The organism is Rhodococcus sp. IEGM 1379, from assembly GCF_030056815.1.
Classification (GTDB): domain Bacteria; phylum Actinomycetota; class Actinomycetes; order Mycobacteriales; family Mycobacteriaceae; genus Rhodococcus_F.
This window is the reverse complement of the sequence record NZ_JASHKR010000046.1, coordinates 24,775-36,961: the sequence shown is the minus strand read 5'-3', so window position 1 is coordinate 36,961 and position 12,187 is coordinate 24,775. Positions and strand designations below refer to the sequence as shown.

At 61.6% G+C, this 12,187-nt stretch carries 13 protein-coding genes; 6 read left to right on the top strand and 7 right to left on the bottom strand.

The window, feature by feature from the left end:
- Positions 1-221: 221 nt before the first annotated feature.
- Positions 222-953, top strand: coding sequence for a DUF1542 domain-containing protein (locus QM600_RS20665; RefSeq protein WP_283263429.1), 732 nt, complete (start codon positions 222-224; stop codon positions 951-953).
- Here the strand turns inward: QM600_RS20665 and QM600_RS20660 are convergent.
- Positions 950-1,747 (bottom strand): Fpg/Nei family DNA glycosylase, encoded by a 798-nt coding sequence (locus tag QM600_RS20660; RefSeq protein WP_283263428.1) that lies wholly within the window; start codon positions 1,745-1,747, stop codon positions 950-952. The two genes, QM600_RS20665 and QM600_RS20660, sit on opposite strands and share 4 nt — an antisense overlap.
- A 15-nt stretch (positions 1,748-1,762) precedes the next feature.
- Positions 1,763-2,236, bottom strand: a complete 474-nt coding sequence (locus tag QM600_RS20655; RefSeq protein ID WP_283263427.1) for a ribose-5-phosphate isomerase — start codon at positions 2,234-2,236, stop codon at positions 1,763-1,765.
- Between the two features lie 57 nt (positions 2,237-2,293).
- On the opposite strand from QM600_RS20655, the gene QM600_RS20650 reads away from it, so the two are divergent.
- Positions 2,294-3,151 carry a M48 family metallopeptidase gene (locus tag QM600_RS20650; RefSeq protein WP_283263426.1) on the top strand — a complete coding sequence of 286 codons (858 nt, stop codon included), beginning with the start codon at positions 2,294-2,296 and terminating at the stop codon, positions 3,149-3,151.
- On the opposite strand, the gene QM600_RS20645 is transcribed toward QM600_RS20650, so the two are convergent.
- Positions 3,139-3,762 carry a DsbA family oxidoreductase gene (locus QM600_RS20645; RefSeq protein ID WP_283263425.1) on the bottom strand — a complete coding sequence of 208 codons (624 nt, stop codon included), beginning with the start codon at positions 3,760-3,762 and terminating at the stop codon, positions 3,139-3,141. The genes QM600_RS20650 and QM600_RS20645 overlap by 13 nt on opposite strands.
- Positions 3,763-3,923: 161 nt before the next feature.
- Here QM600_RS20645 and QM600_RS20640 point away from each other — a divergent pair, with 161 nt between their 5' ends.
- Together QM600_RS20640 and pepN are read left to right on the top strand one after the other, a co-directional pair.
- Positions 3,924-5,159 carry an NAD(P)/FAD-dependent oxidoreductase gene (locus QM600_RS20640; RefSeq protein ID WP_283263424.1) on the top strand — a complete coding sequence of 412 codons (1,236 nt, stop codon included), beginning with the start codon at positions 3,924-3,926 and terminating at the stop codon, positions 5,157-5,159.
- A gap of 89 nt (positions 5,160-5,248) precedes the next feature.
- On the top strand, positions 5,249-7,828 hold the full coding sequence (pepN, locus tag QM600_RS20635; protein WP_283263423.1) for an aminopeptidase N: 2,580 nt from the start codon (positions 5,249-5,251) through the stop codon (positions 7,826-7,828).
- 81 nt (positions 7,829-7,909) lie between these two features.
- On the opposite strand, the gene QM600_RS20630 is transcribed toward pepN, so the two are convergent.
- From QM600_RS20630 to QM600_RS20620, 3 genes are all read right to left on the bottom strand, one after another.
- Complete coding sequence (locus QM600_RS20630; RefSeq protein ID WP_283263422.1) at positions 7,910-8,389, bottom strand: DUF5130 domain-containing protein; 480 nt, start codon at positions 8,387-8,389, stop codon at positions 7,910-7,912.
- Positions 8,376-8,639, bottom strand: a complete 264-nt coding sequence (gene ctaJ, locus QM600_RS20625; protein ID WP_094273973.1) for an aa3-type cytochrome oxidase subunit CtaJ — start codon at positions 8,637-8,639, stop codon at positions 8,376-8,378. The genes QM600_RS20630 and ctaJ overlap by 14 nt, the downstream gene beginning before the upstream one ends.
- An 80-nt stretch (positions 8,640-8,719) precedes the next feature.
- Positions 8,720-9,445: an HNH endonuclease gene (locus tag QM600_RS20620; protein ID WP_283263421.1), complete on the bottom strand. Its 726-nt coding sequence runs from the start codon at positions 9,443-9,445 to the stop codon at positions 8,720-8,722.
- Between the two features lie 161 nt (positions 9,446-9,606).
- On the opposite strand from QM600_RS20620, the gene QM600_RS20615 reads away from it, so the two are divergent.
- The gene (locus QM600_RS20615; protein WP_283263420.1) at positions 9,607-10,002 is read left to right on the top strand and encodes a globin; all 396 of its coding nucleotides are present in this window, start codon (positions 9,607-9,609) and stop codon (positions 10,000-10,002) included.
- A gap of 4 nt (positions 10,003-10,006) precedes the next feature.
- Here the strand turns inward: QM600_RS20615 and QM600_RS20610 are convergent, their stop codons facing one another.
- Positions 10,007-10,429 (bottom strand): cupin domain-containing protein, encoded by a 423-nt coding sequence (locus tag QM600_RS20610; protein WP_283263419.1) that lies wholly within the window; start codon positions 10,427-10,429, stop codon positions 10,007-10,009.
- Between the two features lie 153 nt (positions 10,430-10,582).
- Here QM600_RS20610 and QM600_RS20605 point away from each other — a divergent pair, with 153 nt between their 5' ends.
- Positions 10,583-12,181: a glycoside hydrolase family 13 protein gene (locus QM600_RS20605; RefSeq protein ID WP_283263418.1), complete on the top strand. Its 1,599-nt coding sequence runs from the start codon at positions 10,583-10,585 to the stop codon at positions 12,179-12,181.
- The last annotated feature ends 6 nt before the right edge of the window (positions 12,182-12,187 follow it).

The window sequence follows — 12,187 nt, the reverse complement described above, 5'->3', positions numbered from 1 at the left end:
AGAGCCTCAGTCTTCCAAACTGATCACGCGGGTTCGATTCCCGTCATCCCCTCCACCGGAGGGAAACTTCCACAAGAATCCGCATCGGCCTCGCCGGTGCGGATTCTTTTTTGTATCGGTCCGTATCCTGGAGTTGTCCGGATCTTTTGCAGCTCGGGAGGCCACTCGTGACCACGATTCTTCTCATCCTCGTTGTACTGGCTGTTGTCGTGTTCCTGGTCATGAAGAGCCAGCAACGCGGTTCCGGCAACAGTGCAACACAACTCGACGACGCAAAAGCCGATGCCCGGCAGGCGATCGAGCGCCTCGGTGGCCAGGTCTACAACCTCACGGGCAGCGACGACGCGTCGCGCCAAGCACTTGCCGACGCGGCCGAGCGATACAACGCAGCCGGCTCGCAGATCGATCAGGCCGCGACGCCGGTCCAGGCTAGGCTCGCGAAACAGACTGCGTTGGAAGGTCTTTACTACATTCGTGCGGCCAGAGTCGCCATGTGTATGGATCCGGGACCGGACGTTCCCAGCCTCGACGGACAGAAAGCCGCGGGCGCGGTCACCGAAGCACGCGAAGTGGAGTTCGAAGGCCGCGAGATCGCCGCGTCCCCCACGCCGTCCTCACGAACCCCCAACTACTACCCCGGCGGACGCGTTGCCGGGCGCCCGGTTCCGGCCGGCTGGTACTCCGAACCGTGGTGGAAGCCGGCCCTGGTTGCCGGCGCCTGGGGACTGGGTTCGATGATGCTCTTCTCCACCATGTTCTCCGGAATGAGCGGAGTTCCTTACGACGCAAATGCTTTCGAGGCAGGCGGCGATCCGAACGTGGATCAAGGAATGAGCGATCAAGGGGTGGACCCTGGCGATCAAGGCAATACCGACGGCGGCAACTATGACGGTGGCGGAAGCTACGACGGTGGGAGCGACGGCGGATTCTTCGACGGCGGAATGGACTTCTAGACTGCCTGACACACGGGGCACCAGAACAGGTTTCGCGCCTTCATGACGGAATGCATGATCGGTGTACCGCACACGCGGCACGGCGATCCTGCTCTCCTGTAAACGTACGTGCGCGGACGATCCTTCGCATAGGCCGGATCACCGTTGTCATGCTCGTCGCGCACGACGTGCATCTGACCTCGTCGTACGCCCACTTTCATGAGTTCGACCAGATCCGCCCACATCGCAGTCCACTCGTCGTAGGTGACGAGGTTGCCGGGGCGCTCAGGATTGATTCCGTGACGGAAGAGCAGTTCGGCGCGATACACGTTACCGACACCGGCCAGCACTGCCTGATCCATGAGAAGCGCACCGATTACGTTCTTGGACTTGGAGATTCGCACCCAAGCCTCGTCCGGATCTGCGGCGCGCCGCAAAGGATCGGGTCCGAGACGGGCTTCGACGGCAGCTACCTGCGGCGGCATCAGAACCTCGCACGCAGTGGGACCACGAAGGTCGGTACCGAAATCGGCACCGACCATTCGCATCCGAACTTGCCCCACCGGTTCTTCCATCGGCAGGACGCTGTCTGTGAATTTTCCGTACAACCCGAGGTGTACGTGGACGATCAGCCCGTTGTCGTAGGTGTGCCAGAGGTGTTTGCCCCAGGCATCGGACGACACGAGTACATGACCGTCCACCAGCCGCGCGTCTTCCGCGAATCGACCTTGCGGACTGACAACGCGGACTGGTGAACCGACAAACTTACGGGCATGCAATCGTGCCAGCCGATGCAGGGTATGACCTTCGGGCACGGGACTACTTGTCGATCAGGACTGCGGCAAAGCCGGTGCGACACCGGTCTTCTCGTACTCGGACAAGATGTCGATACGACGCTGGTGACGCTCTTCGCCTGACCATTCGGTGGCGAGGAACGCGTCGACAATTGCCAGTGATTCCTCGAGGGAATGCATGCGGCCACCGATTCCGATGAGCTGAGCCTTGTTGTGCTCGCGGGCCAGCTTGGCCGTCTCGACGCTCCAGGCCAGGGCGCAGCGAGCGCCGGGGACCTTGTTGGCCGCGATCTGCTCGCCGTTGCCGCTTCCGCCGAGGACGATTCCCAGGCTTCCTTCGTCAGCTACTACTCGCTTGGCAGCTTCGATGCAGAAGGCCGGGTAGTCATCCACGGCGTCGTACTCGTGAGCACCGCAGTCGATGGCCTCGTGGCCGTTCGCTTTCAGGTGTTCGATGATCTCGTTCTTACGTTCGAATCCGGCATGGTCGGCACCCAGGTATACGCGCATGCCGACAATTCTCTCAGGCCCAGCAGACTCTGCGCACCCGGGCCTATCGTGGTGCAAATGTATCCACAGCAAGGCCGAGTATCACCGGGAAACTCTCTCGTTCGACATCCGTGGGAGATCCCGCTCCTCGTCCTGGCAATTCTGACCACTGTCGTGGCCTACGTCGTCGCGCTCGTCCTGATCGCGACCGGCAGCCTGTCGACGTGGATCTTCATTGTTCTGGCAGCACCGATCCTGCTGTTTTTCGCGCGCGGGCAGTTGTACGGTTCGCAGCAGGTCAACGGAATCAAGATGTCGCCCACACAATTTCCGGACGGTTATCAACTGGTGGCAGAAGCGGCGGCTCGCTTCGGCATGAAAACGCCACCCGACGCCTATGTCGTGCTGGGAAACGGCAAGATCAATGCGTTTGCGTCGGGCCATGGGTTTCGCCGGTTTGTTGTCGTCTACAGCGACCTGTTCGAGGTGGGCGGCCAGGCCCGTCAGCCGGATGCTCTGGCGTTCATCATCGGCCACGAGGTCGGGCATATTGCGGCCGGTCACGCGTCGTATTGGCGTCAGTGGGGACAGTTCGCGTCCAACTACATTCCGGTGGTCGGATCTTCGCTCTCGCGGTCGATGGAATACACCGCCGACAATTTCGGATTCCACATGCGTCCGCAAGGAGCCGCCGGCGCGATGGGAGTGCTGGGCGCCGGAAAGTACCTGGTGGGTCTGGTGGGTTTTGACGAGCTGGCCGACAGGGCGACTCTCGAATCCGGATTCTTTCCGTGGTTCGTGAACATTCTGGCGAGTCACCCGGTGCTGACCTGGCGTGCGGCTGCACTACGCAACCGCACGCGCTCCGGTCATCTATTTTTTCGGCCTTCTCAGATCTTCCGTTTCGATCTCGTCAGAACGACTCAATCGAACTGAGGATCCTCGTTGCGGGTGCGCTTGAGTTCGAAGAAGTGCGGGTAGCTCGCGAGCGCAACCGCACCATCCCAGACGCGTCCGGCATCCTCGCCTCGCGGAATACGCGAGAGAACGGGACCGAAGAACGCAACGCCGTTGACATGGATAGTGGGAGTTCCGACGTCAGGTCCGACGGCGTCCATTCCCTGATGATGACTTTCGCGCAGGGCGTCGTCGTAGTCGGTTGATTCGGCGGCGTCAGCGAGTTCTGCCGGGAGTCCGACCTCTTCGAGTGAACTCTTGATGACGTCGGCAAAGTCCTTATTGCCTTCGTTGTGAATCTTGATGCCCATTGCCGTGTAGAGCGGCAGCAGGATGTCGTCACCCTTGAGCTTCGCTGCAGCGATCGCAACACGAACCGGACCCCACGCCTTGCTCATCATGTCGCGGTATTCCTCAGGCAGTTCGCGTCCTTCGTTGAGAACTGCCAGGCTCATGACGTGAAACTTCGCGTCGATATTGCGCACCTGTTGCGCTTCGAGTATCCAACGCGAGGTGATCCAGCACCACGGGCAGAGGGGGTCGAACCAGAAATCGGCTCTGTCGGCGCTTGTGTTCGGGGTTGCACTCACGAAGAAAACTCCCTCATCGGTTCATGGTCTTATCGAGCGCGAACGTTTCCGCGCCCGCCATAGCAACAATTATCCACGGACAATCCTTCCCATGTACTCCCGAAGTACCTTCGCGCAGCAGTAATGTCGAAGTGACACGAGTGCGAAGGAGTGGTTCAGACATGAGCGCAAACCGGAGATTCGTCATCATCGGCGGCGGCTTGGCCGGCGCAAAAACCGCGGAGGCCCTGCGCGCACGAGATTTCACCGGTGACATCGTCCTGCTGAGTGAAGAAGAACATCTTCCCTACGAGCGGCCACCACTGTCCAAAGAGTTCTTTGTCGGCAAGAAGACGCTCCCGGAGTTCACGGTTCACGACGGCGAATGGTTCCGCGACCACCACGTCGACCTACGCCCGGGCACCACCGTGACAGCTGTGGATACCGCCGCACACACGGTCACACTTCCCGACGGCTCGACCATGGTCTATGACAAGCTGGCGTTGGCCACGGGTTCACGCTCACGCCTCCTCGACATCCCGGGATCCGACGCGGCCGGCGTTCACTACATCCGAACAGTCGACCAAGCGTCAGCGCTTCTCGGAACCCTCTCGGCCGGCAAGAAACTCGTCGTGATCGGCGCCGGGTGGATCGGCCTGGAAATCGCGGCATCCGCCCGAAGTTTCGACGTTGACGTCACTATTCTCGAACACGGCAATCTCCCGCTCGAAACCTCTCTTGGCCCCGAGATGGGTGAAGTGTTCGCGGCACTGCATCGCAGCAATGGCGTCGATCTTCGAACGAGTACCGACGTGAAGTCCATTGCTGTCTCCGACGGCCTCGCAACCGGAATTACCTTGGCCGACGGAAGCGTTGTCCCCGCCGACGCCGTTCTGATCGCAGTGGGCGCCCTCCCCAACACCGAATTGGCGTCGGCTGCCGGAATTGCCGTCGACAACGGGATACTGGTCGATGCCGGTCTGCAGAGCAGCGACCCGGACGTGGTGGCCGTCGGCGACATCGCAGCTGCGATGCACCCGATCCTGAACTCTCGAATCCGGGTGGAGCACTGGGCAAACGCCCTCAACCAGCCTGCAACTGCGGCGGACACGATGCTGGGAAAGCCCGCTGAGTACGTCCGGATGCCGTACTTCTTCACCGACCAGTACGACCTCGGAATGGAGTACGTGGGCCACGCACCCCGCGGCGCCTATGCATCCGTCGTCACCCGCGGTGACGTCGACAAGCGCGAGTTCCTGGTGTTCTGGCTGGACGCGAACAACAAGGTTCTGGCCGGCATGAACGTCAATATCTGGGACGCCGGTGATGCCATCAAGGAACTTGTCGCCAGTGCCCTCCCGGTTGACCCGAAACGACTGGCAGATCCCACAATTCCACTGACGGAAGCGTCCGGGTAACACTGACGGAACCGTCCGCAGACACACAGCATCTCGGGTCGTGATGGGATGGACACACTAGATCCACACCAAAAGACGAGGAGATCTTTGTGGCCGCACCGAATCTGACCCGCGAGACCGCAGCCGAGCGATCAGCGCTGCTGACGCTCGACAACTACCTGATCGAACTCGATCTCACCGACGGAAACGACGGTCCGGGAGACAACACGTTCTTTTCCAAGACCACCGTGACGTTCGCTGCCACCGCCGGAGCGAGCACTTTCATCGACATCATCGCTTCGCGCATTCACTCGGCGGTACTCAACGGCGCAGCGTTGGACGTGTCGAGTTACGACGAGTCCACCGGAATCGCGCTGCCCAACCTTGCCGCAACCAATGAACTGGTCATCGAAGCCGATTGCGAGTACTCACATACCGGCGAAGGCTTGCACCGCTTCGTCGATCCGACGGACGATTCCGTCTACCTGTACTCCCAGTTCGAGACTGCCGACGCCAAGCGCATGTTCGCGTGCTTCGATCAACCGGATCTCAAGGCCACCTTCGACGTTCGCGTCAGCGCGCCCACGTCCTGGAAGGTCATTTCCAACTCGGCGGTCGATCCGACCCTGGCCGCAGACCCCGGCAAGCACATCTTCCGCACCACCCCGAAGATGAGCACCTACCTCGTCGCGCTCATCGCCGGACCGTACGCGCAGTGGAATGACAACTACTCCGACGATCACGGCACCATCCCCCTCGGGATCTACTGCCGCGCTTCACTTGCCGAGTTCATGGACGAAGAGCGCCTGTTCACCGAAACCAAGCAGGGTTTCGACTTCTACCACCGCAACTTCGGTGTACCCTATGCCTTCGGGAAGTACGACCAACTCTTTGTTCCCGAGTTCAACGCCGGCGCGATGGAGAACGCGGGGGCCGTAACATTCTTGGAGGACTACGTCTTCCGCTCCAAGGTCACCCGCTACTCGTACGAGCGTCGCTCCGAGACCGTGCTCCACGAGATGGCCCACATGTGGTTCGGCGACCTCGTCACCATGACCTGGTGGGACGACCTGTGGCTCAACGAATCCTTCGCCACCTTCGCTTCCGTCCTGTGCCAGACCGAGGCCACCGAATACAAGAACGCCTGGACGACCTTCGCCAACGTCGAGAAGTCATGGGCATACCGGCAGGATCAATTGCCGTCGACGCACCCCATCGCGGCAGACATTCCCGACCTCGCTGCTGTCGAGGTCAACTTCGACGGAATCACCTACGCCAAGGGCGCCAGCGTCCTCAAGCAGTTGGTGGCCTACGTCGGACTCGACCCTTTCCTCGCCGGATTGCGGGAGTACTTCCGCGAACACGCATTCGGTAACGCAACATTCGACGATCTCCTCGGCGCTCTCGAAAAATCTTCCGGCCGTGACCTTTCCGACTGGGGCACTCAGTGGCTCAAGACGACCGGCCTCAATATCCTGCGTCCCGACTTCGACATCGACGCCGACGGCAAGTTCACCCGCTTCGCGATATTGCAGGACGGCGCAGCGCCCGGCGCCGGTGAGCGTCGAGTACACCGCATCGCTGTCGGAATCTACGACGACGTCGACGGCGCACTGGTGCGCACCCATCGCGTCGAACTCGACCTCGACGCCACCGAGAGCACCGACGTCCCCGAGTTGGTCGGCATCCATCGTGGCCAACTGGTTCTCGTCAACGACGACGACCTCACGTACTGCTCGGTGCGCTTGGACCCGCAGTCACTGGCGACGGCGATCGACCGCGTCGGCGATGTCGCCGAATCACTCCCCCGCACCCTGGTGTGGTCGGCAGCCTGGGAGATGACGCGCCAGGCCGAACTGAAGGCACGCGACTTCGTGGCCCTGGTTCAGCGCGGCATCAGATCCGAGACCGAAGTTGGCGTGGTTCAACGTCTTCTACTTCAGGCACAGACAGCGATCGGCAGCTACGCGGACCCCGCCTGGGCGTCGGCGCAAGGTTGGGCAGATTTTGCCAACCGACTCCTCGAGCTCGCGCGCGAAGCCGAGGCCGGGTCCGATCACCAGCTGGCATTTGTCAACGCGCTCACCGGCGTAGCGCTCTCACCGTGGCACACCGAGGTCCTGCAGGAACTGCTCGACGCAGACCCCGCGACGGTTGGCCTGGACGGTTTGGTTGTAGACACCGACCTGCGTTGGCGCATTGTCGGAGCGCTCGCCGCAGCGGGTGAAATCGACTCCGCCGGAATCGAGACTCCGTTCATCGATTCCGAAGCCCAGCGCGATCCGACGGCTGCAGGCGCCCGCCAGGCTGCTGCTGCCGCTGCGGGCCGGCCGCAAGCTGCCGTCAAGGAACAGGTGTGGGCAAAGGTCGTCGGCGACGATTCGGTACCCAACATCACGGCACGATCGATCATCGGCGGTTTTGCCCGTGAGGGCCAAGGCGAACTCCTCGAGCCGTTTGTCTCGCGCTACTTCGGCGATATCGCCGCGGTGTGGGAGCGACGTTCGAGCGAGGTCGCGCAGACCGTCGTCGTCGGCTTGTACCCGTCGTGGTCGATCACCGAAGAGTCGGTCGCCGCTGCAGATCGTTTCCTGACCGGCGACATCCCGCCCGCATTGCGCCGCTTGGTCGTAGAGGGGCAAGCCGGAGTAGTCCGGTCGTTGGCAGCCCGAAAGTTCGACGCGAGCTGACATAGCCTCCAAGACATACACAAGGCCGGTGCCCGCTTCGAGAAATCGAGGCGGGCACCGGCCTTGTCTGGCTGGAAAAACTTACGGCGCAGAAATTGCGGCGCTCATGACGCGGATCGCACTGATCAGTCCGTCGATGAGGTTGCCCTCGCTGAACGAGCTGACCGCTGCGGTTGCACCGAGCTGGGCAACGCGGTCGGTAACACGATCGGCGATGACGCGGCCACTACGGACCTCGACGACGCGCTGGTTGGGCGAAACTGCGATCAGGACCGAGCGCTCAGCTTCGAGCGTCGTCGGGAACAGTGCGTCGGCACCGGCTGCCGGGTTGGCACCCAGGTCACCGATGTACGCATTGAAACGCACCTTGGTGGCGCGTGTGGCCTCGGTCAACGCTACGTCGAGGGCAACAAGATCCATCGTCTCGAACGGGAGGTCGTCCGTGAACGGCTCCCCCACCCGGTGCACGCCGGAAATACGGCCACTGGACGTGATGACGCTGCCCATGGGCAGGTCTTCGGACGCTATTGCGACCGTTGCCGAATGATCACCACTTGCCACTTGCGGACCCTCCAATCAGATCAGCCGAACCGGCTTCGATCGCGTGTGCACTGCCGTGATGGCCACCGCGAACGGTCACCTCGTCGACAGCACTCCACAGAACGGGGGCGTGATCCCACGACTCACCCAGATGGAACGCCGGCGGAACCGGACCCGGCGTCTTCTTCCCGAGGAAGGACGCACCCGCGAAGAAGGCGGTGATCAGGGCCGGGATCCCAACGTATATCAGTACTACCTCGAGAATGCTCACCCCAGAACGGTAGCCCAGAACTCCCCGAAGGAAAGCGTCAGGGCCACAAATTCTCGGGCAATTTTTTCTCGGGCATCCGGTCAGGCAGCGCCGACCCCGAGATACGGCATCCAAGATGGGTGCAGTTCCTTGGTCGCGGCGAGCAGTCGCCAGTGGGGACCGGTGGGCGGAACCAGCTCGGCTCTGAGCGTCCACCCCAGTTCACTGAGCATTTTGTCGGCCTTACGGTGGTTGCACGGCGCGCAGCAGGCAACGCAGTTCTCCCACGAGTGCCCACCGCCACGACTGCGCGGAACTACGTGATCGATGGTCTCGGCTTTGGCTCCGCAGTATGCGCATCGAAAATGGTCACGATGCATGAGCGCGGCACGGGTCATGGGAATTCTGGCGCGATACGGGACGCGCACGTAAGTACGCAACCGGATCACCGAAGGCACCTGCACCGACCAGTCCGCGGAGTGTACAACGGGGCCGTGCTCGTCTTCGTGAACCGTATCGGCCTTTCCGCAGGCCATGAGAACTACTGCGCGACGCGCCGGCAAGGCGGTCAGCGGCTCGTAGGTCACATTGAGAAGCAGTACCCGGCGTTTGACCCATTCGGGAACCAGATGATCGGTAGGGAATCTCTCGTGGAGAGAATTCTCGGCGGAAAAAAGTGGGTCAGCGGTGGGACTGAACCCGTCAGGAACAACTTCCAGAACAGCCCCCGATGCGTGGTCTTTCCGCGCGTCTGCGCGAGGAAAGGCGCCACGGACGCCAGGGGGCTGGAGTTGTCGGTGATTACGTGCAGCGTGTCGGTTCTTCATACGACCTCCGGGAGACTGCCCCCAAGTTGACCACGGATGATCGAGATGCGCACTCCTATTTCGCACAAAATTGTGTCGGCAATCGGTGAATTTCGGGTGAACACAGCCCCGATCGACCCGGAAACCACTCACCACCACCATCAGGCACAATGGGACTCGCCATGAATGACGTACAGCAGACCTTTTACGACGCCGTCGGCGGAGCCGAGACGTTCCACAAGCTCACCGCGCGTTTCTACGAGGAAGTCGCGAAGGACGATGTCGTGCGCCCGCTCTACCCGGAAGACGATCTGGGGCCGGCAGAGCGGCGCATGCGAATGTTCCTCGAGCAGTACTGGGGCGGCCCGCAGACGTACTCCGAGGAACGCGGACACCCGCGTTTGCGGATGCGTCACAACCCATTCGTGATCGGCCCGATCGAACGCGACGCGTGGCTACGCTGCATGCACGTAGCCATCGCGTCGATCGACGACAAAACCCTCGACACTGGGCACCGCAAGCAGCTGACCGACTACATGGACATGGCCGCGGCATCCATGGTGAATTCGGCCATCTGAACCGCTAGCGCGAACTGACCATCCGGCTGATCTTGCGCGCAGCGCGGACCACGAACGACACACTCGGATGCAGAGGCACGCTCAGAATTGCGTGCTTGCGGACGTACTCGTCGACGTTCCATTCCGACCAGCTTCCGGCGCGGAACAATGCCGCATCACCCGCGCGCAGCGTGCGCTTCTCGCTGCCATCCGATTCGACGGTGACCGAACCTTCCATGATGTGGACGATCTCGTCTGCGGAGAAGTACCAGCGAAACTGCCCCTTGGTGCAGTCCCAGACATGTGTTGTGGTGGTGCCGTCCTTGCTGGCCGACCATTGCGCTGCGCGAGCTGTCGGAGTTCCGGAGATTATCCAGTCCTTGTTGATCGGATCATCGTTCAACGGCAGTAGGTCCAAACTGACCGATTCGATCGCTGACAAACTCATAGTTGTTCCCCCCATACTTGATCCCCCGGTAACGCAAAGGTTGCTGAATGCAATGCCTTCGCAAGTGCAAAGTACACCAAGGTGAGGTAAAGAACCACAAAATTCCCGTGTCCAAGTCGTCGGAGCGCTCGAGGTTTGGCACTATTGATCGCTGTGAGCACCCCCGCGGATTCGACCGTCGCCAACCCGCCTCGTCCACCCTGGTGGAACGAGGCGGTTTTCTATCAGATCTATCCGCGATCCTTCGCTGATTCCAATGGCGACGGCATCGGTGACCTCGGTGGCATCGAAGACAAACTCGGGTACCTGGAACTTCTCGGTATCGACGCGCTCTGGTTGAGCCCGGTCATGCGATCCCCGATGGCCGATCACGGCTACGACGTTTCCGATCCCCGTGACATCGATCCCCTGTTCGGTGACCTCGCCGCCATGGATTCCCTGATCGAGTCAGCGCACGAGCGGGGCATCAAGGTCACGATGGACCTGGTCCCCAATCACACCAGCAACCAGCACGAATGGTTCAAGGCCGCCCTGGCGTCGACGCCGGGTTCCGTTGAAAGATCCCGTTATATTTTCCGCGACGGTAAGGGTGAGAACGGCACCGAACCGCCCAACAACTGGCCCAGCATCTTCGGCGGACCGGCCTGGACCCGCATCACGGAAGCCGACGGAAAACCCGGCCAGTGGTACCTCCACATTTTCGCGACGGAACAGCCGGATCTGAATTGGAACAATCCGGAGGTATTCGAGGATCTCGCGAAGACCCTGCGCTTCTGGCTCGGCCGCGGCATCGACGGATTCCGCATCGACGTCGCCCACGGAATGGCCAAGCCTGATGGTTTGCCGGACCATGACTGGGAGCTCAACGAGCTCATGCGCAACTCCGACGACGACCCCCGATTCAACAATTCGGCCGTCCACGAGATTCACCGCGGAATCCGCAAAGTCATGAACGAGTTCCCCGAGGCGATGACCGTCGGTGAGATCTGGGTGCGCGACAACGAGCGGTTCGGCGAATACATCCGCCCGGACGAACTTCACCTCGGATTCAATTTTCGATTGGCCGAAACCGAGTTCTCCGCGGAGTCGGTACGCGCAGCCATCGACAACTCCATCGCTGCAGTCGCGGCAGTCGGCGGAGTTCCCACGTGGACGCTGTCCAACCACGACGTCGAGCGCGAAGTCACCCGATACGGCGGAGGTGCGGTCGGGACCCAACGCGCACGAGCAATGGCCATGGTCGAACTCGCGCTTCCCGGTGCCGTCTTCATCTACAACGGCGCAGAATTGGGATTGCCCAACGTCGACCTTCCCGACGACGCTCTCCAGGATCCGGTGTGGGAACGCTCCGGCCATGCCGAGCGTGGACGTGACGGCTGCCGAGTGCCGTTGCCGTGGGAAGGTGCCGAACCGCCGTTCGGGTTTACCACCGCTGCAACCACGTGGCTGCCGATGCCGGCTGAGTGGTCCACGTTGACGGTCGAAGCACAGATCGAGGACGTAGATTCAATGCTTTCGCTGTATCGCAGCGCCCTCGAGCTACGCGCATCGACGCCGGAGATCTCCGGCAGTGACATCGATTGGTACGGGAGCCCTCCGGGGTGCCTGGCGTTCCGTCGACGGGGCGGCTTGATCTGCGCTCTCAATACGACGGACGAACCCATCGCGCTGCCCGGTGGCCAGGTCCTGCTCACCAGCGCACCGTTGATCGACGGTCAACTGCCGACCAACGCTGCCGCCTGGCTGATCTGACCTAAC

Coding starts and splice junctions, on each gene's coding strand:
- QM600_RS20665 (WP_283263429.1), top strand. CDS start 222: ATGAAGAGCCAGCAACGCGGTTCCGGCAACAGTGCAACACAACTCGAC.
- QM600_RS20655 (WP_283263427.1), bottom strand. CDS start 2,236: ATGCGCGTATACCTGGGTGCCGACCATGCCGGATTCGAACGTAAGAAC.
- QM600_RS20650 (WP_283263426.1), top strand. CDS start 2,294: ATGTATCCACAGCAAGGCCGAGTATCACCGGGAAACTCTCTCGTTCGA.
- QM600_RS20640 (WP_283263424.1), top strand. CDS start 3,924: ATGAGCGCAAACCGGAGATTCGTCATCATCGGCGGCGGCTTGGCCGGC.
- QM600_RS20620 (WP_283263421.1), bottom strand. CDS start 9,445: ATGAAGAACCGACACGCTGCACGTAATCACCGACAACTCCAGCCCCCT.
- QM600_RS20615 (WP_283263420.1), top strand. CDS start 9,607: ATGAATGACGTACAGCAGACCTTTTACGACGCCGTCGGCGGAGCCGAG.
- QM600_RS20610 (WP_283263419.1), bottom strand. CDS start 10,429: ATGAGTTTGTCAGCGATCGAATCGGTCAGTTTGGACCTACTGCCGTTG.